Origin of the sequence: Marixanthomonas spongiae (assembly GCF_003095375.1) — a bacterium.
Taxonomy (GTDB): Bacteria; Bacteroidota; Bacteroidia; order Flavobacteriales; family Flavobacteriaceae; genus Marixanthomonas; species Marixanthomonas spongiae.
The window spans coordinates 356,960-379,085 of the sequence record NZ_QEHR01000001.1 but is presented as its reverse complement, the minus strand read 5'-3'; the positions used below and the strand labels follow the sequence as shown (position 1 = coordinate 379,085).

14 protein-coding genes are annotated in these 22,126 nt (G+C 43.2%); 13 read left to right on the top strand and 1 reads right to left on the bottom strand.

The window, feature by feature from the left end; genetic code table 11:
• The first annotated feature begins 18 nt into the window (after positions 1-18).
• From DDV96_RS01830 to DDV96_RS01780, 11 genes are all read left to right on the top strand, one after another.
• Positions 19-1,083 carry a cytochrome c oxidase subunit II gene (locus DDV96_RS01830; RefSeq protein WP_116693022.1) on the top strand — a complete coding sequence of 355 codons (1,065 nt, stop codon included), beginning with the start codon at positions 19-21 and terminating at the stop codon, positions 1,081-1,083.
• Positions 1,084-1,102: 19 nt separating this feature from the next.
• Positions 1,103-2,929: a cytochrome c oxidase subunit I gene (locus DDV96_RS01825; protein ID WP_116693021.1), complete on the top strand. Its 1,827-nt coding sequence runs from the start codon at positions 1,103-1,105 to the stop codon at positions 2,927-2,929.
• Positions 2,930-3,316: 387 nt separating this feature from the next.
• Positions 3,317-4,339, top strand: a complete 1,023-nt coding sequence (ruvB, locus tag DDV96_RS01820; RefSeq protein WP_116693020.1) for a Holliday junction branch migration DNA helicase RuvB — start codon at positions 3,317-3,319, stop codon at positions 4,337-4,339.
• Positions 4,336-5,259: a tRNA epoxyqueuosine(34) reductase QueG gene (queG, locus tag DDV96_RS01815; RefSeq protein ID WP_116693019.1), complete on the top strand. Its 924-nt coding sequence runs from the start codon at positions 4,336-4,338 to the stop codon at positions 5,257-5,259. The genes ruvB and queG overlap by 4 nt, the downstream gene beginning before the upstream one ends.
• 234 nt (positions 5,260-5,493) lie before the next feature.
• Positions 5,494-7,800 carry an NADP-dependent malic enzyme gene (locus DDV96_RS01810; RefSeq protein ID WP_116693018.1) on the top strand — a complete coding sequence of 769 codons (2,307 nt, stop codon included), beginning with the start codon at positions 5,494-5,496 and terminating at the stop codon, positions 7,798-7,800.
• Between the two features lie 85 nt (positions 7,801-7,885).
• A complete protein-coding gene (ruvA, locus tag DDV96_RS01805) occupies positions 7,886-8,467 on the top strand; it encodes a Holliday junction branch migration protein RuvA (RefSeq protein WP_116693017.1) in 582 nt (193 codons plus the stop codon).
• A 27-nt stretch (positions 8,468-8,494) separates the two neighbouring features.
• Positions 8,495-15,745 carry a T9SS outer membrane translocon Sov/SprA gene (sov, locus tag DDV96_RS01800; RefSeq protein ID WP_116693195.1) on the top strand — a complete coding sequence of 2,417 codons (7,251 nt, stop codon included), beginning with the start codon at positions 8,495-8,497 and terminating at the stop codon, positions 15,743-15,745.
• A gap of 29 nt (positions 15,746-15,774) precedes the next feature.
• Entirely contained in the window at positions 15,775-16,155 is a 381-nt protein-coding gene (gene gcvH / locus DDV96_RS01795; RefSeq protein WP_116693016.1) for a glycine cleavage system protein GcvH, read from the top strand.
• Positions 16,121-16,522 (top strand): VanZ family protein, encoded by a 402-nt coding sequence (locus DDV96_RS01790; protein ID WP_116693015.1) that lies wholly within the window; start codon positions 16,121-16,123, stop codon positions 16,520-16,522. Before gcvH ends, DDV96_RS01790 begins: the two co-directional genes overlap by 35 nt.
• Positions 16,523-16,586: 64 nt before the next feature.
• Positions 16,587-17,312 carry an energy transducer TonB gene (locus DDV96_RS01785; RefSeq protein WP_116693014.1) on the top strand — a complete coding sequence of 242 codons (726 nt, stop codon included), beginning with the start codon at positions 16,587-16,589 and terminating at the stop codon, positions 17,310-17,312.
• 111 nt (positions 17,313-17,423) lie between these two features.
• Positions 17,424-19,514: a gliding motility protein RemB gene (locus tag DDV96_RS01780; RefSeq protein ID WP_116693013.1), complete on the top strand. Its 2,091-nt coding sequence runs from the start codon at positions 17,424-17,426 to the stop codon at positions 19,512-19,514.
• 14 nt (positions 19,515-19,528) lie between these two features.
• Here the strand turns inward: DDV96_RS01780 and DDV96_RS01775 are convergent, their stop codons facing one another.
• Complete coding sequence (locus tag DDV96_RS01775; RefSeq protein WP_116693012.1) at positions 19,529-20,500, bottom strand: MBL fold metallo-hydrolase; 972 nt, start codon at positions 20,498-20,500, stop codon at positions 19,529-19,531.
• A gap of 129 nt (positions 20,501-20,629) precedes the next feature.
• Between DDV96_RS01775 and cyoE the strand changes: the two genes are divergently transcribed.
• The gene (cyoE, locus tag DDV96_RS01770) at positions 20,630-21,523 is read left to right on the top strand and encodes a heme o synthase (RefSeq protein WP_165805945.1); all 894 of its coding nucleotides are present in this window, start codon (positions 20,630-20,632) and stop codon (positions 21,521-21,523) included.
• Positions 21,523-22,104, top strand: coding sequence for a cytochrome c oxidase subunit 3 (locus DDV96_RS01765; RefSeq protein ID WP_116693010.1), 582 nt, complete (start codon positions 21,523-21,525; stop codon positions 22,102-22,104). The genes cyoE and DDV96_RS01765 overlap by 1 nt, the downstream gene beginning before the upstream one ends.
• Positions 22,105-22,126: the final 22 nt, after the last annotated feature.

Below are 22,126 nucleotides of genomic sequence, written 5' to 3'. Positions count from 1 at the left end.
ATAAGAAGATAATATAAAATGACCGCATTTTTAGTTGTATTAGTAATTATTCTCTTCGGAGTTGCTGTTTGGCAAATGTCCAAGATATTTGAATTGTCTAAAACCAAACAGACAGACACAGGAGACATCGCATCGGACAAGGACAATAAGGTCAACGGATACTTAATGATCATGTTTTTGGTATTTCTATACCTCTTGGTTATTATTAGTTTTTGGAAATGGGGCGACGTACTCTTGCCAAAAGCCGGCTCTGAACATGGATCGCAGATTGATAACCTCATGCTTGTATCGATGATCCTGCTCTTCGTTGTGGGCATTTTAACACATTGGCTGTTGCTAACTTTCGCATTTAAATATAGAGGCGAAAAAGGGAAACGGGCCATCTTTTACGCAGATAACGACAAATTGGAATTCATTTGGACCATCATCCCGGTAATCGTTTTGGCAGGCTTGATTATTTACGGCCTTTTTACCTGGACCGATATCATGAACGTTAGCGAAGAAGACGATCCTTTGGTTATCGAACTTTACGCCTATCAATTTGATTGGCGTGCCCGCTATGCCGGAGAAGATAATACCTTGGGAGAAGCCAATGTACGTCTAATTGAAGGTGTGAACCAATTAGGTGTCGATGCCTCAGACCCTAATGCCCAAGATGATAAAATAACAAACGAGCTTCATCTTCCTGTGGGTAGAAAGGTATTGTTTAAAATGCGATCACAAGATGTGTTGCACTCAGCATATATGCCACACTTTAGGGCCCAGATGAACGTAGTCCCGGGAATGGTAACCCAATTTGCCTTTACACCTACCGTGACAACCGAAGAAATGAGGCAAGAAGAATATGTTATCGAAAAAGTACGTAACATCAACGAGTTGCGGAAAGAAAACAGCGAAGAATTAATCGCAAAGGGAGAATCCCCTTTAGATCCGTACGAATTTGATTACTTATTGCTTTGTAATAAAATTTGTGGGATTAACCACTACAATATGCAGATGAAGATTATTGTAGAATCCCAAGAAGACTATGAAGCCTGGTTGGCAGAACAACCAGATATGGCCGAAGTTTTAAAAGATCAATAAAATAATAGCTTAGAAAGATATGTCAGCACACGCACAAGATGTAGCAGTAGATCACCACGACGATCACGGGCATCATCATAAAGAAACGTTTATAACTAAATACATATTTAGTCAAGACCATAAAATGATCTCTAAACAATACCTTATAACGGGTATTTTTATGGGAATCATAGGTATTTTAATGTCTGTTCTTTTCAGGATGCAAATAGCATGGCCGGAAGAACCGTTCACTATTTATGAGATATTTTTAGGGAAATGGGCCGAAGGTGGCGTGATGGATCCCAGTGTTTATTTGGCATTGGTAACCATCCACGGTACTATAATGGTATTCTTTGTGTTGACGGCAGGGTTGAGCGGTACCTTTAGTAACCTTTTAATCCCGTTGCAAATTGGCGCGAGGGATATGGCTTCTGGCTTTTTAAACATGCTATCGTACTGGCTTTTCTTTATTTCTAGTGTGATTATGGTCTGTTCCCTTTTTGTTGAAGCTGGCCCCGCATCTGCAGGATGGACCATTTACCCTCCTTTGAGTGCGTTGCCGCAATCTATACCCGGTTCAGGAGTAGGGATGACCTTATGGTTGATTTCAATTGCTGTCTTTATTGCCTCTTCATTAATGGGGTCGCTTAATTATATTGTTACAACATTAAATTTACGTACCAAGGGCATGTCCATGACACGTCTCCCATTGACTATTTGGGCGTTTTTTGTAACCGCTATCATTGGGGTTGTATCATTCCCAGTATTATTGTCTGCTGCTTTGATGCTGATCATGGACAGAAGTTTCGGAACTTCCTTTTTCCTTTCAGATATTTACATAGCAGGTGAGGTATTGCACAACCAAGGCGGTTCCCCTGTTTTATTTGAACACCTTTTTTGGTTTTTGGGCCACCCAGAGGTATATATCGTGATATTGCCGGCCATGGGCATCGTGTCCGAAATCATGTCAACAAACGCCCGTAAGCCTATTTTTGGATATCGTGCGATGGTGGCCTCTATTTTGGCTATTGCCTTTCTTTCAACGATTGTTTGGGGGCACCATATGTTCGTTTCGGGAATGAACCCGTTCTTAGGTTCTGTCTTTACCTTTACAACCTTGTTGATCGCAATCCCTTCAGCTGTAAAAGCCTTTAACTGGATTACCACGATATGGAAAGGGAATTTGCAAATGAACCCTGCTATGTTGTTTTGTATCGCCTTTGTATCCACCTTTATTACAGGAGGGTTAACGGGGATAATTCTTGGTGACAGTGCACTGGATATCAACGTGCACGATACGTATTTCGTAATTGCCCACTTCCACTTGGTAATGGGAATATCGGCAGTATATGGCTTATTGGCCGGGGTGTATCATTGGTTCCCAAAAATGTTCGAAGGACGCTTGATGAACAAAAATTTAGGGTACGTCCATTTTTGGATAACGGCAATAGGGGCTTATGGAATTTTCTTCCCCATGCACTTTGTGGGTATGGCAGGCTTGCCCCGAAGGTACTATACCAATACCAACTTCCCATATTTTGACGACCTTGCCGATATTAACGTAGTCATTACCGTATTTGCGATCATCACGGCGGCAGCACAAGTGGTGTTTTTATACAACTTCTTCCATTCTATTTTCTACGGAAAGATCGGACCAAAAAACCCTTGGAAATCCACAACCCTGGAATGGACAGCCGAAATGAAACACATTCACGGTAACTGGGACGGCCCAATACCGCACGTGTACCGTTGGCCTTACGATTATAGTAAGTTGAACAAAGATGAAACAGATTATGTGATACCCGGTCAGGATTTTGTACCTCAAACCATTCCCCTAAAGGAAAACGAGGACGAACTGAACCATTAAACATATTATCAACCTATACACAAAAGCCCTTCTTTTTTGAAGGGTTTTTTTATAAGTTGAATTTACGTAATAGTACTTATGGAGTGAACCCCGTTCTGTTCGTATATTTGTACAACGATTAAAGGAGCAAAGAGTGGGGACTTTGTAACTGTAAAAGCCGTACTGTAAAAACGTGCGGCTTTTATATTAAAAAATATACCCAAAATTGGGTATTGGTCATACTGAAACAAAATGCTTATTTTTGATTTTCAAGGAATTAGTGAAATGAGGAGTTTACTAATTTTTTAACAACCGCACTTTTGAGGAGGAGTGCGGTTTTTTTATTAATAGTGTTTCTAAACTTGCTTTGTCTATTTTTCTAATGATACACTTTGTATATTTGTTTATATGAACGAACACTTAGACCCAACCGGCGATAACCTTTCCCCCCAGGAAATTGACGTTGAAAAAAAACTAAGACCGCTTACTTTCGACGATTTTACTGGCCAAGACCAAGCTTTGGATAACCTGCAAGTATTTGTGCAGGCAGCAAATCTCCGGGAAGAAGCTTTAGACCATACCTTGTTTCATGGCCCTCCGGGTCTGGGAAAAACCACCTTGGCCCATATTTTGGCCAATGAATTGGAAGTTGGTATCAAGGTAACCTCGGGTCCGGTATTGGATAAACCCGGCGACCTTGCTGGTTTGTTAACCAATCTCGAAGACCGGGACGTGTTGTTTATTGATGAAATACACCGCTTGAGTCCCATTGTTGAAGAATACCTCTATTCGGCCATGGAAGATTATAAAATCGATATCATGATCGAGACGGGCCCCAACGCCCGAACGGTTCAAATTAACCTAAATCCATTTACCTTAATCGGGGCCACCACACGATCAGGGCTTCTCACGGCGCCTATGCGTGCCCGGTTCGGTATTTCGTCCAGATTGCAATATTATACCACCGAGTTACTCACTTCAATTGTACAGCGAAGCGCAGGGATATTGAACATTCCTATTTCCATGGAAGCTGCCATTGAAATTGCCGGCAGAAGCAGGGGGACACCACGTATCGCCAACGCCCTGTTGCGAAGGGTTCGCGATTTTGCACAAATAAAGGGCAATGGGAAAATCGATATTGAAATTTCAAAGTTCGCCTTAAAAGCACTCAATGTCGATGCATTTGGTTTGGACGAAATGGACAACAAAATCCTCACCACGTTAATCGATAAGTTCAAAGGCGGGCCTGTGGGCATTACCACCATTGCCACTGCCGTTTCCGAAAGTCCAGAAACCATTGAAGAAGTATATGAACCTTTTTTAATACAACAAGGTTTTATTGTCCGTACGCCACGGGGCCGGGAGGTTACAGCAGCAGCCTACAAGCACTTAGGTAAAAATAAAAGTGGAACGCAGGGAGGGTTGTTTTGAATAGTAAGGAGGAACATACAAAACTCATTAAAGCCGCAGCCAAACGCCTCGGTTTTCTGTCCTGTGGCATCAGCAAAGCCGAATTTTTAGAAGACGAGGCACCGCGTTTGGAAACATGGCTCAACAAAAACATGAACGGCGAAATGGGCTATATGGAAAATTATTTTGATAAGCGCTTAGACCCAACCAAGCTGGTTCCAGGCTCTAAAAGTGTCATTTCGCTGCTGCTGAATTATTATCCTTCCGAAAAACAAAAATCCGACACCTACAAAATTTCCAAATACGCCTACGGAAGGGACTACCACTTTGTTATAAAAGACAAACTGAAACAATTGATGCATGTGATACAGGAGGAGATTGGGGAGGTAAATGGGCGTGCTTTTGTAGATTCTGCTCCCGTTTTAGACAAAGCTTGGGCAGCAAAAAGTGGTCTGGGCTGGATAGGCAAGCACAGCAACTTATTGACCAAACAAACCGGTTCCTTTTATTTTATTGCTGAATTGATAATCGATCTTGATTTGGAATACGATACCCCTGTAACCGATCACTGCGGAAGTTGCACCGCCTGTATCGATGCCTGTCCCACACAAGCCATTGTTGATCCGTATGTGGTGGATGGTAGCAAGTGCATTTCGTATTTGACCATAGAACTGAAAAATGAAATCCCCAATGAATTTTCAGGCAAAATGGAAGACTGGATGTTCGGCTGCGATATTTGCCAAGACGTCTGTCCCTGGAACCGTTTTAGCAAGCCGCATAACGAACCGCTTTTTAACCCACATCCAGCATTATTGGAAAACTCAAAACAAGATTGGGAAGAAATAACCAAAGAAGTTTTCAACGAAATCTTCAGGAAAAGTGCCGTAAAACGCACTAAATATGAAGGATTGAAAAGGAACATCCAGTTTTTAAAAAATTAGCCAATCTCCTCCTTTGTAATAAGAGCCTGTTCCGCAGTTCTTTCGGGAGGTGCCCGCAGGGCGGGGTGGTTGCGAAAGCCGTTGAATGTTCAAAATGATAAAGAAACCAATCTATAGGGACTTTGGAGGCTACAAAAGATTACCTTCCAAAAATTTCGTCATCTCCCGTAACCTTTTAACTTTGTATGTTCGCCGTATCGTGACAACTATATAAACTCTTTAGAAACCTAAAATATGAGCAAAGAAAGCAGACGCCGCGAGGCCTTGGTATATCACGCAAAACCAAAACCGGGAAAAATACAAGTGGTCCCTTCAAAAAAATATGCCACCCAGCGGGACCTTTCGTTGGCTTATTCCCCTGGCGTTGCCGAGCCGTGTTTGGAAATTGAAAAAGAAACCAACAACGTTTATAAATATACAAATAAAGGGAACCTCGTCGCAGTGATATCCAACGGTACAGCCGTTCTGGGTTTAGGGAACATCGGCCCGGAAGCGTCAAAGCCCGTAATGGAAGGAAAAGGCCTGCTTTTTAAGATTTTTGCCGATATCGATGTGTTCGATATTGAAGTGGATACTGAAAATGTAGATGAATTTATAGAAACCGTTAAAAAAATAGCTCCTACTTTTGGCGGTATCAACCTCGAAGACATCAAAGCTCCCGAGGCTTTTGAGATTGAACGCCGTTTAAAAGAAGAGCTGAACATTCCCGTCATGCACGACGACCAACATGGAACGGCCATCATTTCGGCCGCTGCCCTGTTGAACGCCTTAGAGCTGGCCAACAAAAAAATTGAAGAGGTTTCCATCGTCATCAGCGGTGCCGGGGCGGCGGCAGTTTCCTGTACCAAGCTTTATAAATCGTTTGGTGCCAAGGCTGAAAATATCGTAATGCTCGACAGCAAAGGCGTTATTAGAAAAGATCGCGATTCGCTTTCCGAAGAGAAAAAAGAGTTCGCCACGGCAAGAAAAATAGACACCTTGGAAGAAGCCATGAAAGATGCCGATGTTTTTGTGGGCCTTTCCATTGCCGATATCGTTTCGCCAGAGATGCTCAAAAGCATGGCAAACAACCCTATTGTTTTTGCCATGGCCAATCCCAACCCCGAGATTGATTACGATCTTGCGGTTAAAACCCGGGAAGATCTTATCATGGCCACGGGCCGAAGCGATCATCCCAATCAAGTGAACAATGTACTTGGGTTTCCGTTTATTTTTAGGGGTGCGCTCGATGTGCGTGCCACTAAAATCAACGAAGAAATGAAAATGGCAGCGGTAAAAGCCTTGGCAGACCTTGCCAAAGAAGCCGTGCCAGAACAGGTGAACATTGCTTATGGTGAAACCAAGCTTATCTTTGGCCGGGAGTATATTATTCCAAAGCCTTTTGACCCCCGTTTAATTGCGGCTGTTCCCCCGGCGGTGGCAAAAGCCGCAATGGAGAGCGGCGTGGCCGAAGAAGAAATTACCAATTGGCAGAAATACGAAGATGAACTCTACGAACGTATGGGCAGCGATAGCAAGATTATCCGCCTCTTATTGAACCGTGCCCGCACCAACCCCAAACGCATAGTTTTTGCCGAAGCAGACCATCTCGACGTGCTAAAGGCCGCGCAGATTGTCTATGAGGAAGGCATTGGCGTTCCTGTTTTGTTGGGAAGAAAGGAAATTATCCTGGAATTGATGGAGCAAATTGAATTTGACTCGGCAGACTTGGAAATCATTGATCCCAAAACTGATGAACAGGAAGAAAAACGAAACTTCTATGCCGAAAAATACTGGAAAAAACGGCGCAGAAATGGCATTACCCTGTATGATGCCCAGAAAATAATGCGCGAACGCAACTATTTTGCGGCTATGATGGTGGATGAAGGCGATGCCGATACTATGATATCTGGTTATTCCCGGGCATACCCATCAGTGGTGAGACCTGTTCTGGAAACCATAGGCAAGTTTGATGGTGTCAATAAAGTAGCCACGACCAACTTGATGTTGACCAAACGGGGGCCGCTCTTTATTTCGGACACCTCCATAAACATCAACCCCAGCGCTAAAGAACTGGCCAATATTGCGCAAATGACCAACTACACCATGAAAATGTTCGGTTTAACGCCGGTGATCGCCATGGTTTCATATGCTAATTTTGGTTCTTCAAAAGATCCCCATGCCACGAAGGTGCAAGAAGCGGTCGCCTATTTACACAGAAGCAATCCCGATATGCACGTAGATGGTGAGCTGCAAACCGATTTTGCTTTAAATCAGGACATGCTTCAGAAAAATTTCCCTTTTTCCAAATTAGCTGGGAAAAAGGTCAATGCGCTGGTGTTCCCTAATTTAGATTCGGCAAACAGCAATTACAAACTGCTCAAAGAACTCAACGGGGTAGAATCTATTGGCCCTATTATGTTGGGTATGCGCAAACCGGTGCATATTCTTCAATTGGGAGCAAGTGTAGAAGAAATTGTGAATATGGCAGCTGTTTCAGTAGTAGATGCCCAACAAAAAGAAAAACGTAAAAAAGAAGCCTTAAAGCAACAAGAAAACTAACTTTTCCCCTCCGTATTTTCACATTTTTCAGGCTGGCAGATGCAAATAATTATGCTATATTTGGCCTTTAACATTTTTATAACGTATGATAACCCACATTGAGGGCAAATTAGTGGAAAAAAACCCAACCGACATCGTGATAGATTGTAACGGGGTTGGTTATTTTATCAACGTTTCGTTACACACTTTTACACAGCTTCCCGCTTCCGAAAACATAAAAGTATATACCCATTTGCAGGTGCGTGACGATGCACATACCCTGTTTGGTTTTTACGGTAAGGCAGAACGGGAAATTTTCAGGCTCTTGCTATCGGTTTCGGGGGTGGGTGCCAGTACGGCCCGCACTATGTTATCGTCTTTAACCCCAGAACAGGTTAAAGATGCCATAGCCACTGACGATGCCAAGGTAATTCAATCGGTAAAAGGGATAGGCACCAAAACGGCACAACGGGTTATCTTGGACCTAAAAGACAAAATATTGAATGTAGAGGGGCTGTCCGGTATTTCTGTGCCTTCGAGCAATACGAACAAAAATGAAGCGTTATCTGCTTTGGAGACGCTGGGGTTTGCGCGTAAACAATCTGAAAAAGTTTGCGATAAAATCACCAAACAAAACCCGCAGGCCACTGCTGAAGAAATTATAAAACAAGCTTTAAAAAATCTATAACAATTGGGCGCAAAAAATTACGACTACATGGTTAACTTTTGTAGGTTATTACTAATATTCGGGGCTGTTTTTGTAACCACAACTACCGCTTTTTCACAGGATTCCACCAAAACAGGGTACGATAAAGGAAGAATTGACCTTCCCGAGCCCACCAGCATTCAAGATCTGTACACTTACGATCCGGTGACCGACCGGTACATCTACTCCAGGACCTTGGGCAGTTTTAGGATATCTTATCCCATAATCCTTACTCCAGAAGAATACCAACAGCTCATTCTGGAAGAAGAGATGAAATCTTATTTTAAAGAAAAAATCGATGCGGCCGACGGCAGGAAAGAAGGGTCTGAAGAAGCTCAGAAAAATCTCTTGCCCACTTTTTATGTGAATTCCAATTTTTTTGAATCCATTTTCGGCGGAAATACCATCGAGGTCATTCCGCAAGGGTCGGTAGAAATAGACCTTGGCCTGTTATATACCAAACAGGACAACCCGGCTTTTTCGCCCAGAAACCGAAGCGACCTGTCTTTTGATTTTGACCAACGCATCAGTTTGAGTTTATTGGGAAAAGTAGGTGAACGGCTTCAGATAACCGCCAATTACGATACCCAATCCACCTTCGATTTCCAAAACCAAATAAAATTGGAGTACACCCCGACCGAAGACGATATTATTCAGAAAATAGAAGTAGGTAACGTGAGCATGCCGCTCAATAGCTCCTTGATTCAAGGAGCACAAAGCCTATTTGGGGTGAAAACACAGTTGCAATTTGGTAAAACGACCATTACCGGGGTGTTTTCCGAACAAAAATCGGAAACCCGCACCGTAACCGCTGAAGGGGGTGCCACGGTAACCGATTATGAACTTTTTGCTTCAGAATACGATGAAAACCGCCACTTTTTCTTAGCGCACTATTTTAGGGACAATTACGACAGAGTGTTGGCGCAATATCCTTTTATTAATTCGAACGTGCAAATTACACGCGTGGAAGCTTGGATAACCAACCGCAGCAACGATACCGAAAACGTGCGCAACATCGTCGCTTTGCAGGATATAGGGGAGTCGGACCCTGAAAATGTTGGGCTTACCGTTCCTCCTGGAGGATTTATCAACAAGCCCCGAAATTCGTATCCCGATAATAGCAATAACGACTTTAACCCTTTTGGCATCAACGACCCTTCTATTCCTTCTATTTTAAACAGTGCCATACGGGACGTAGCGACGGTTCAGTCCGGTTTTGGCGGCGTTCCCGTGCAACAAGGGGTTGATTATGTAGTACAGGAAAACGTAAGGAAATTGCAGCCTAGCGAATATACCTTGCACCCGCAATTGGGGTACATCTCGTTAAACCAACGTTTGAGCAATGACGAAGTGCTGGGGGTGGCGTTTCAATTTACCGTAAACGGAAAGGTGTATCAAGTAGGTGAATTTTCCAACGATGGAGTAGAAGCTACCGGAACCGGCGAAGTGGGCGATGGCGACCCTAACGACCCGCCACAAGGTGGTATAGAAGGCGTAGCCCAAAACTTGGTGGTGAAAATGCTGAAAAGCAATATTACCAATGTAGAAGAGCCCGTGTGGGACCTGATGATGAAAAACATCTATTCCATTGGTGCTTTTCAATTGGAAGAGGAAGATTTTAGGATGAACATTCTTTACACCGATCCTTCCCCGCTCAATTACATTACCGCAGTGGACGGAACGCCATTACCTGAAGATGTGGAAAGTACCACTCTGCTTCGGGTTTTTAACTTGGACCGGTTGAATTTTAACGGCGATCCACAACAAGGAGGGGATGGTTTTTTCGACTTTTTACCGAATATCACCGTAGATACCCAAAACGGACAGATTATCTTTACCTCGGTAGAACCTTTTGGTAAATACCTGTTTGACAAGCTGGACAATACCCCGGGCGGTGTGGAAAACTACAACATGCCTTCTACCTATAACGCCAACCAGAGCAAATATGTGTTCCGGACCTTATATACGTCAACAAAAACAGAAGCCGAGCAGGAGGACAGCGACAAAAATAAATTCCAGTTAAAGGGTAGCTATAAATCCACTGGTGCCGATGGTATCCCAATTGGCTCATTCAACATTCCGCAGGGGTCGGTAACGGTTACCGCCGGCGGCCGCGAACTGGTAGAAGGTGTAGATTACACCGTGAATTACCAGTTGGGAAGGGTTCAGATTTTAGACCCGGCATTGTTGAATTCCAACACGCCAATACAGATTTCCACCGAAAACAATACCCTGTTCGGTCAGCAAACCAAGCGTTTTACAGGCTTGAACGTAGAGCATAAGTTCAGCGATAAGTTTCAGGTGGGTGCGACCTATTTAAACTTGAACGAACGTCCGTTAACGCAAAAATCCTCTTACAATGTAGAGCCCATTAACAACACTATTTTTGGACTGAACGCCAACTATTCCACCGAAGTTCCGTTTTTGACACGGTTGGTGAACAAACTTCCCAATATCGATACCGATGTGGAATCGAACGTATCGCTCCGCGGGGAATTTGCCTACCTACTGCCCGGAGCGCCGAAAGTTTCCGATTTTGACGGCAAGGCCACGGTGTATGTTGACGATTTTGAGGCCTCGCAAACCGAGCTGGACATCAGCACGCCCAACACCTGGTTCTTGGGAAGCACCCCAGTAGGATTTGGTGGTGAAATTTCAAACGAATTATCCTACAACTACAACCGCGCAAAACTGGCTTGGTACACTATTGACCCCATTTTTTACAGCAGCCAACGTCCAGACGGGATAACCGATGCAGACCTCTCCTCGCCTTTTACCAGAAGGGTTTTCAGGGACGAGATTTTCCCCGAGCAAGATATTATACAAGGACAGACACAAGCTTTATTTACACTGGATTTAGCTTATTTCCCATCGGAAAGAGGACCCTACAACTACAATCCAGAAGCGGCTGGTGGCAATACGTTGCCAAACCCTCAAGATCGGTTTGCCGGTATTTCAAGGGCCATGAACACCACCGATTTTGAACGCTCCAACGTGGAGTACATCCAGTTTTGGGTGATGGATCCCTTTATTTATGATGAAACAGGCGCAAATACTGGAGGAACCCTTAGTTTTAACTTGGGGAACATTTCCGAAGACCTTTTAAAAGACGGTAGGAAACAATATGAAAACGGCCTGCCCAAAGACGGCGGCGATGCGAATACCATTCCCACCATCTTTGGAAAAGTGCCCACCAACCAATCGTTGGTCTATACTTTTGATACCGAAGGACAGGAACGCATTAACCAAGATATTGGTTACGATGGCCTCAATGATGCCGATGAAGCAACCAAATATGGCGATTTCAGTAATCTGGAAGACCCGGCAAATGACAACTACCAATACTTTTTACAGGCAGATGGCGATATTATAAACCGATACCGCAGATACAATGGCACTGAGGGCAACTCCCCGGTTGAGGTAACCAATACCAACCGCGGTTCTACCTCACAACCAGACGTGGAAGACATTAACCGCGACAACACCATGAACACGGTTGATGCCTATTTTGAATACAATGTGCCTTTGTTCCCTGGCATGGACAAAAACAATAACGATTATATAACCGACGTAAAGAATATAGAAGTCACTACACCAAACAACGAAACCATCGATGCCCGTTGGGTTCAGTTTAAAGTGCCAATAAGTGATCCTGACCAGACCATTAATGGAATTTCCGATTTCAGGTCTATCCGGTTTATGCGAATGTATCTTTCTCAATTTACGCAACCTACCGTACTTCGTTTCGGTACGTTGGAATTGGTTCGTGGCGATTACAGAAGGTACACCCAAACACTCGACCTCACAGGCGAAGACCCCGAATTGGACGATACGGTTTTTGAAAGTGAAGCCGTTAATATAGAGGAAAACGAGAACCGGCAGCCTATCCCGTATGTGTTGCCTCCAGGGGTTACGCGTGAAGAGCTGAACAACAACAATAACTTGATCCGTCAAAATGAGCAATCACTTGCGCTGCGGGTTAAAGGATTGGAAGCTGGCGATGGCCGTGGGGTGTATAAAAACTTCAATGTGGATATGCGACAATATGAAAATTTGGAGATGTTTATCCACGCAGAGTCGCTTCAAGGCGAAACAGCCCTGGACGATGGCGAAATGGTGGCTTTTATGCGCTTGGGGAACGACCTTTCGCAAAATTATTACGAGATTGAAATTCCGTTGAAGCCAACTTCATTTGGGACGACTTCCCGAGAGGAAATTTGGCCAATTGAAAACCGCATACGACTTCCCTTGGCTCTGCTTCAAGAAGTAAAAACACGGGTTTTGGGCGCTGCAGAGCCACCAGACGACCCCACCCAGCCTGTTTACTTTGACCAATCTGAACTCGACCCTAATTTTTCAGGGCCCGAAAATGAAATGCGCATTGGTATAAAAGGGAACCCAAGTTTCGGTAGTGTACGCAATATTATGTTGGGGTTAAAAAACAGAGAGACCAATACTGGTGACATTGCCGGGGAAGTGTGGTTTAACGAATTGCGCCTTTCTGAACTTAAAAACGAAGGCGGTTGGGCTGCGGTTGCCACCCTCGATGCAAACATGGCCGATTTTATGAACGTAAGCGCCACCGGAAGTAGAAGCACCATTGGTTTCGGTTCGGTAGAGCAAGGCCCTAATCAGCGAAGCCGCGAAGATGTAAAGCAGTACGATGTTGTCACCAATTTTAACTTAGGGCAACTCTTGCCAGAAAAATGGGGCATTCAACTGCCGTTTAACTACGGCCGGTCGGAGGAGCTTATCACACCACAATACGATCCTGAATTTCAGGATATTGAACTGGACACCCGTCTTGACAATACCGAAGACGAAGATGAAAAGGAAACCATTAGGCAGCAGTCTGTCGATTATACCAAGCGGCAGAGCGTTAACTTTATAGGTGTTAGAAAAGACAGAACCGGGGATAAAAAACCAAAACCGTATGATATTGAAAACTTTACTTTTTCATATTCGTACAACCAAGTAGATCACCACGATTTTGAAATTCAGGAAGCCCTTGACCAAAATGTGCGCTTGGGCGGAACCTACAACTATAATTTCGAGCAAAAACCGTATGAACCCTTTAAAAAGAACGACTCTTTGTTCACGGGCAAATATTGGCAGTTTTTAAAAGATTTCAATATCAATTACAAGCCGACCAACATATCGGTAAGTTCCAATATCGTGCGCCAGTACAACGAACAAAAGTTCAGGGAGCTCAACCGGTTGCCCGGCAACATCGGTATTCCTACTTTATATCAACGCAAGTTTTTGTTTGATTGGGAATATACTATCAATTACAACTTGACCAAATCGTTGCGGTTCAATTTCAATTCGTCAAATAACAGGGTGGTGACCAACTATTTGGATGACGACGGATTTTCCGACGACAGCATCGGCATCTGGGACGGCTTTTTCGAAATTGGAGACCCCAACCAGCATTTCCAGTCGTTACAGGTAAATTACGACTTGCCTTTCAACAAGTTCCCGTTCCTGAAATTCATCAGGGCCACGTATTCCTATACCGGGGATTTCCAATGGCAGGATGGTAGCGATCTGTTCAATAACATTTCCATTCCCAACCGCGATGGAACTGGCAGTCAGGTTTACGACTTGGGGAACTCAGTTCAAAACGCTATGACGCACAGCATCAATTCCAATATCGATATGACCGGTTTTTACCGCTATGTTGGCCTTACCAAAAAAACCAAAAACGATGTAAATGGTCAAGAAAGAAGAAACCCGGGCAACAACATTATGGGAGGTAAAGCTGGATTGGGCAATGACAAGACAGGAAGCGACCGGGAAGGAAAAACAGAAGAAGACAAAGGTTCTTTGTTTGCCAACAGAACCGAAAACAATCCCACAAGCAACCGTGGTGGCACCCAAACAGGTAGCGGTTCTTTGAGCACTGGCGATAAAGCGGTGAATACCCTTATTGGTTTGGTGACATCCATCAAGAAAATAAAATTCAATTATCAAGAAAACCAAGGTATCTTCCTTCCGGGCTACACCCCATCGATAGGCTTTATCGGTACCCTACGACCCTCGGCCGGGTTTACCTTTGGAAGCCAAGCCGAAATACGCGAAGAAGCGGCGCGCAAAGGTTGGCTAACGCTTTATCCTGAATTCAACGAACAATACACTGAAGTGGAAAACAAGCAAATGGATATTCAGGTAAACATAGAACCGTTGAGAGACCTTACCATCGATGTTAACGCAAACCGCTTGTATTCTGAAAACTACGCCGAAAACTATATTGTGGAAGACGGCTTTTACCGGTCGTTGACCCCCAATACCTTCGGAAATTTCAATATTTCCACCTTATTGATAAAAACAGCTTTCAGTACCAGTGATGAAAACAGTTCAGAGCCTTTTAACGATTTCAGAAACAACAGGCTCATTATCGCCAACAGGCTGGCCGAAGAATATTACGGGGCGGGCAATATTCCGCGCAATCCCGATACGGGCTACCCCGTAGGTTTTGGAAGGACGAGCCAAGACGTTTTACTTCCGGCATTTTTGGCCGCTTATAAAGGAAGTGACGCTTCCGACGAAAAGAAAGGCTTTTTAAGAGATGTGCCCTTGCCCAACTGGGACATAAAATACACCGGGCTTATGAGGCTGGACTGGTTCAAAAAACGATTTAAACGTTTCTCCTTGCAGCACGGGTACAGGGCCGGATATACGGTAAATCAATTTCAGACCAACTTGGACTATGATAGGTTCAACCCAGACGCCGTGGACCAAGCAGGCAACTTTAAAAGCGAAACCTTATTGAGCAACGTAAACCTTACCGAGCAATTTTCACCGTTGTTACGTGTGGATTTTGAAATGAAGAACTCCATAAAAATCCTTGCCGAATACCGAAAAGACAGGGCGTTGTCATTGAGTTTTGCCAATAATCTCTTGACCGAAATACAAGGCAACGAAATCATCGTAGGATTGGGATACAGACTGAAAGACCTTACTATAGGAACCAACTTTGGCGGGAAAAAGAAAATACTGAAAAGCGACTTGAACTTCAAGTTTGATCTTTCCAGAAGGGACAATAAGACCATTATCCGTTATTTGGACATCGAAAACAACCAAACCACTGCCGGGCAGACTATTTATGGACTTCAGTTCTCGGCAGATTATGCCTTGAGCAAGAACTTAACGGCATTATTTTATTACGACCATACGTTTTCAGAATATGCCATTTCAACGGCATTTCCGCAAACCACTATCAGGAGTGGGATAACCCTTAGGTACAACTTTGGGAACTAACACAAAATAAACTTTTAAGAACTTATATTATGAACATTCCAGAAAATTTAAAGTACACCAAAGACCACGAATGGATTAAAATTGAAGACGGTATTGCTACCGTTGGCGTTACCGATTTTGCCCAAAGCGAACTGGGCGATATTGTTTACGTAGAAGTGGAAACAGTAGATGAAACCATGGACCGCGAAGAGGTTTTCGGTACCGTGGAAGCGGTTAAGACGGTATCAGATTTGTTTTTGCCGCTTTCGGGCGAGATTGTTGAGTTCAACGAAAACTTGGAAGAAGAACCCGAAAAAGTCAATTCAGACCCTTATGGAGAAGGATGGATGATTAAAATCAAATATTCAAACCCTGAAGAGTTAGAAGATTTGTTGGATGCAGCAGCTTATAAAGAAATTATCGGAGCCTAAAACCTTGGGCGCCATTGCCATATTTTTTACCGTTTGTATCACTATCTTGTTGCTGATACCTTCGCAGGGAATTTTGCCCAAGCAAGATGGAATCCCATATGATAAACTGGCTCACTTTGTAATTAATTGCATTTTAATTATATGTTGGTTGTTGTTTTTTTATGCCAAGGAAAATAAAATGATGGCAGTAACCACCATTTACGCAGTTTTTGGACTTTGCCTGCTTTATGGCATAATAATTGAGACTTTACAGTATATGTTCACCACCTATCGCCAAGCAGATTTGCTCGATGTCGTGGCAAACATCTTGGGATTGCTCGTGGGTGTTGGCCTCTTTAATAAGGTAAAGAACAAAATTTTAAACTAAATGGAATTTTAGTTTTCAATTCAACTATAATTTCTATATTTTAGCAACTACAAAATCGTCTATTATGGAACCGAAGAAAAATCCAAAAGCCAATTTAAACCGAAGGAGCACGCTGTTCTTTCAAATAGGAATGATTGTCATGCTGCTATTGGCTTGGCAGGCCATTGAATGGAAAACGTATGATAAATCCGATGTGGATACCGGGATGGTCGATGTTGGCGATGATCTGGAAGAAGAAGTACCGATCACGCAACAGCTAACGCCACCACCGCCGCCGCCGCCACCACCACCAGCGCCCGAAGTAATTGAGGTTGTTGAAGACGAAGAAGAAGTGGAAGAAACCATAATAGAATCTACCGAAGCAAGCCAAGAAGAAGAAATCGTCGAGGTTGAAGAGATTGTAGAAGAGGAAGTAGAAGAAGAAATCGCCGATGTGCCTTTTGCGGTAATTGAAAACGTGCCAGTTTATCCAGGTTGTGAAAATGAAAGTGGAAACGCTGCCAAAAAGAAATGTATGTCGGAAAAAGTACAGAGATTCGTACAGAAAAAATTCGACACTGAGCTTGCCAATGATTTAGGATTGGACGGAAAACAACGAATCTTTGTTCAGTTTAAGATCAATAAAAGCGGTAATGTGGTCGATGTTAGGGCCCGTGCCCCGCACCCAAGATTGGAACGGGAAGCTGTTGAGGTAGTAAAATCACTACCCAAAATGACTCCAGGAAAACAAAGGGGGAAAGCCGTTGGGGTATTGTACTCCCTACCAATTTTGTTTCAAGTACAGAACTAAAGATTTCTATAAACAAGTATTACAAGGCCGTTTCAAGTTTTTGAAACGGTCTTTTTTTATCCTTACAGAAAACGAAAAAACCGTATCTTTCGGCAAAATTTCTATCCTGCAATGAAGCGACTTCTTATAATCTTCCTTGTATTGGCTTGTTTTTCGGCAGCAGCCCAAAAAGTAAGCGGTACGTTTCAAAAATATCCTGTATTCCCTGAATGTGAAACCCAAACCCTTGATAGCCTTCAAGAATGCTTTGAGCTAACGTTGCGCGCTAAGGTGTTTTCAAGCTTTGAAGTACCTGAAGTGGTAGCCGAAGAAAACTATACAGGCAAGGTGTCGGTCTTTTTTGAAGTAACCAAAAAGGGTGAATTTAAAGTACTGTATGTAGATGCAATGTACAATGCCCTCAAAGAAGAGACCCGACGTGTTTTTGAATCCCTTCCGCAGATACAACCTGCTACCTACAACAGTAATCCCGCTTACGTACAGTTTACCATGGCGATTCCTATTCCTATAGAAGCGGTGCCAACTAAGATGAAAGATGAAACAGCTGTTTCGGAAACAAAAAAAGTGGAAACTCTAAAAAGGGAATACGACGAAATTAAAAACCTACCCTACGAAAACGAGAAATATACCAGCCAGATAAACATCCCATTTTCGCACCACAGCTACAGTTTGTTCGATCCCGCATTAAACCGGGTGGGGCAAAACAACCATACCGCACAGAAACCCTTTGTATACGCTGAAGTAAACAAATACTATGATTTTGAGGCAGAAAACCAAAAACTGCTCAAGGACAAATCGTCTTGGTTTGGCCGGAAGCTCTGGAACGAGCATTTGGTAGCCCTAAAAGGCGAAGATTACTGGATTACCCTAGATGCTGGGGTCGATTTGCAGGCAGGCAAGGATTTTGGTACAGACATCGACACCTATAACAATACCCGTTTGGTCTATACGCAAGGTGGGTTGGGCAAAAATTTTAATTTTTTCGCCGTTATCTATGAAAGCCAAGGCCGCTTTGCCGACTATTTTAACCGTTTTGGGGAAGCGCGAAGACCAGCTGGCGGAAATCCAGCTTTAATCCCAGGGCGTGGCATTGCCAAAGGATTCAAGAGCGACTCCTACGATTACCCCATCGCCACTGGGCATATTTCGTATTCGCCTTCAAAATACTTTAATTTTCAATTGGGGCATGGAAAAAACTTTTATGGCGATGGCTACCGTTCGTTGTTGCTAAGCGACAATGCAAGCCCGTACCCTTTTTTTAAAATAAACACCACGTTTTGGAAACTTAAATACACCAATACTTGGATGTCGCTGCGCGATATACGGCCAGAAGTGCAGGATGGTGGGTCGTTTCGGACCAAGTTTTTTGCCAATCATTACCTAAGTTATAATGTAACAAAACGCCTGAATATTGGCTTGTTTGAATCTGTTGTTTGGGAAAACGATAACGACCGTGGCTTTGATTTCAATTACATAAACCCGGTTATTTTTTACAGGGCCATCGAGTTTTCCACGGGTCCGCGGGGCGGTAATGCCTTGATTGGGCTTACTTCAAAATATAAGTTTACCGATCGTATCAACGCCTATGGGCAATTGATCATAGACGAGTTTTCTTCCCGTGATATTTTTGGGGGCGAAGGCAGTTACAAAAATAAAATTGGCTACCAATTAGGAGCCAAATATTACGATGCCTTTGGGTTGGATGGTTTGTACCTGCAAGCGGAGTACAACCGCGTGCGGCCTTATACCTATTCGCACAATTCCATTATTTTGAATTACGGCCACAACTACCAATCGATGGCACACACTTTAGGGGCTAATTTTTCTGAATTTATAACCATAGCCCGTTACCAAAGAGGCCGCATTTTTGGTGATTTAAAGATGATATTTGCCAAACGTGGATTTGAGTTCAATACCGATGAGGATAATCTTTTTTACGGCGGAAATATCTACGGAACCGAAGACAATCGCGTATCAGACAACGGCAATGATTTGGCACAGGGTAATACCACTGATTTTTTTCACGGCGAATTGCAAGCCGGTTATTTAATAAACCCAGCCACCAACCTGAAAATCTACGCGAGTTTGATTGTTCGGGATTTTAAACCGGAAATCGATACCCCCACCGTTTTTGAAAACAACACCACGTGGTTGAATTTTGGCTTGCGTACCGATCTCTTCAATTGGTATTACGATTTTTAAAAATCAGGAAAAAATCAATTGTCTTTTTTTTCTTTCTGTTGTTCTTTGTACTTATCTTTAAGCCGTTCTTCCATGCTTCGATTGTCCACAGAACCGCTGGCTTTTTTTAAGTCGTTGTAAATAGTGGTAATTATTTTTTCAGAAGAAATGAAACCTTCGCCATAGCCTTTTTTATCGTATCTTGAAGTGATGTCTTTCATCGCCTTGACTTCTTGAAGCGATTTTCCTTTGGCATAGTGATACTTTACTTGTTTATGGAGGTCGGTGAGCATATTGATGGTAAAGATGAGATCGTCAATGGTGCCAATGTTTCCGTGTCCGGGGATGATTTTGGTGTCTTCGTTTATCATCATCTTTATTTTTTGCAATCCCCTTAAATATCCATTTATAGAGCCACCGTTTTCGGTATCTATATAAGGATACGCGCCGTTAAAAAACACATCGCCTGTATGAATCACGTTGCTTTTAGGGAAATACAGGGCCACGTCGCCATCGGTGTGGGCGCTTTCTATATGGAATGCTTGTATGGTTTCGTTGTTGTGGTGAAATTGCAGGTTGTCGGTAAAGGTAACAGCCGGCAAGGCGCTTTGGTCTATTTGTTTTTGATCGCTGTTTACTTTGGTAGCCAGCCGTTTCCGGGTGTTCTCGTGCGAGAAAATAACAGCCCCCTCTTTGTTAAATGCCATGTTGCCACCGGTATGGTCTCCGTGAAAGTGAGTGTTGACAAGCATCTTAATGGGTTTGTCGCTTATTTTTCTAATGGCTTTAAGGATGTCTTCAGAAAGGTCGGCATATTGGTCGTCTATCATTAAAATGGATTCTTTTCCGAAGCTTAAACCAATATTTCCCCCTTTGCCTTGCAGCATGTACACATCGTCATTGGCCTTAATGACCTTGAGGTTTACTGTTTCGCCTGAATCGGTTTGTGAAAAAAGGATGCCAGTGCACAATAATAGCAATGGGAGAATGGTGTTTTTAATGTTCATGGGTTGTATTTTTATTTGGGTATTAAAATAACAAAAAAGAATAAATAAGCACTAAGAAAAGATAGAATAAATTGTGGAAGATGTGTAGTTGCTGTATCTTTGCACCGCAAAAAAAAAACGAGCTTGTCCATAACGCAAACACAAACCCAATCTGTTCCGCAAACCCTTGTCAGGAATTTTACCGAGATTACCAAGTTTCGGTTGTCGGTGAGCGTGGTGTTTTCATCCGTTGCAGGCTATTTGTTGGGTGCCGAAACCGTAGATTACTATATATTGCTGTTGTTGTGCGTGGGTGGATACTGCATGGTTGGAGCCTCCAATGTTTTCAACCAAATTATTGAACGCGACCGCGATGCGTTGATGGAGCGGACTAAAGACCGTCCTATCCCAGCTGGCCGTATGCAAGTGGGCACCTCTTTTGCATTAGGGATTGTCTTGACGATTATTGGCTTGGTGGTTTTGTACAGCATCAACCCAATCACGGCTATGTTTGGGGCTATCTCCATTTTTATGTACGTTAGCTTGTACACGCCTCTTAAAACCAAAACACCGCTATCGGTATTTGTTGGTGCTTTTCCAGGAGCCATCCCTTATATGTTGGGCTGGGTGGCAGCCACCAATAATTTTGGTATCGAGCCGGGCACCTTATTCATGATTCAGTTTTTTTGGCAGTTTCCCCATTTTTGGGCCATTGGGTGGTTTTTGTATGAAGACTATCAAAAAGGGGGGTTCTTTATGTTGCCCACAGGGAAAAGGGACAAAGGGACGGCCATACAAGTGGTATTATACACCATATGGACGGTGTTGGCATCGTTAATTCCAGTTTTTGGTGTCACCGGAAAACTGTACATAACCCCTGTAAGCGCTGTTATAATAGGGCTATTGGGCATTGGGTTGCTATATTGCGCCGTTCGGTTGTTCAAGGAAAAAACAAATAAAGCCGCCAAGCAATTGATGTTGGCGAGCGTTAGTTACATTACACTGCTGCAAGTGGTGTATGTGCTCGATAAATTTATACGATAATGGATTACACAAGAGGAACAGAAGAACATAAAATAAGGCGAGCCAAAAAAATGATGCTTTGGTTTGGTATTATAAGCCTTTCCATGAGTTTTGCCGGATTGACCAGTGCGTATGTGGTAAGTAAGGAACGACCGGACTGGTTGACCGATTTTCAAATACCCCAAGCATTTTATTTGAGCTTAGCGGTAATTTTGGTAAGTAGCGCAACCATTCATTTGGCAAAAAAGGCCATTGCTAAAGAAGAAAACAAAAAAGGAATGGTTTTATTGTTAGCAACCCTTTTGTTGGGCGGTGCTTTTGTTTTCTTTCAGTTTAGGGGCTTTTCACAGATCATAGCAAACGGGTATTATTTTACCGGTAGTGAAAGTACCATCACCACATCGTTCATTTATTTGGTGGTATTATTGCACTTAACCCACGTTAGTGCGGCCTTGATTTCGCTTATCGTTGTAATTTATAATCATTATAAACTAAAATATACAAACGGCAAAACCCTTGGAATAGAACTGGCTGCTACTTTTTGGCATTTCGTGGATATCCTGTGGATTTACCTGTTTTTGTTTTTCTATTTCGTTAGATAAAAATTAATCGTATTTTTGAAGT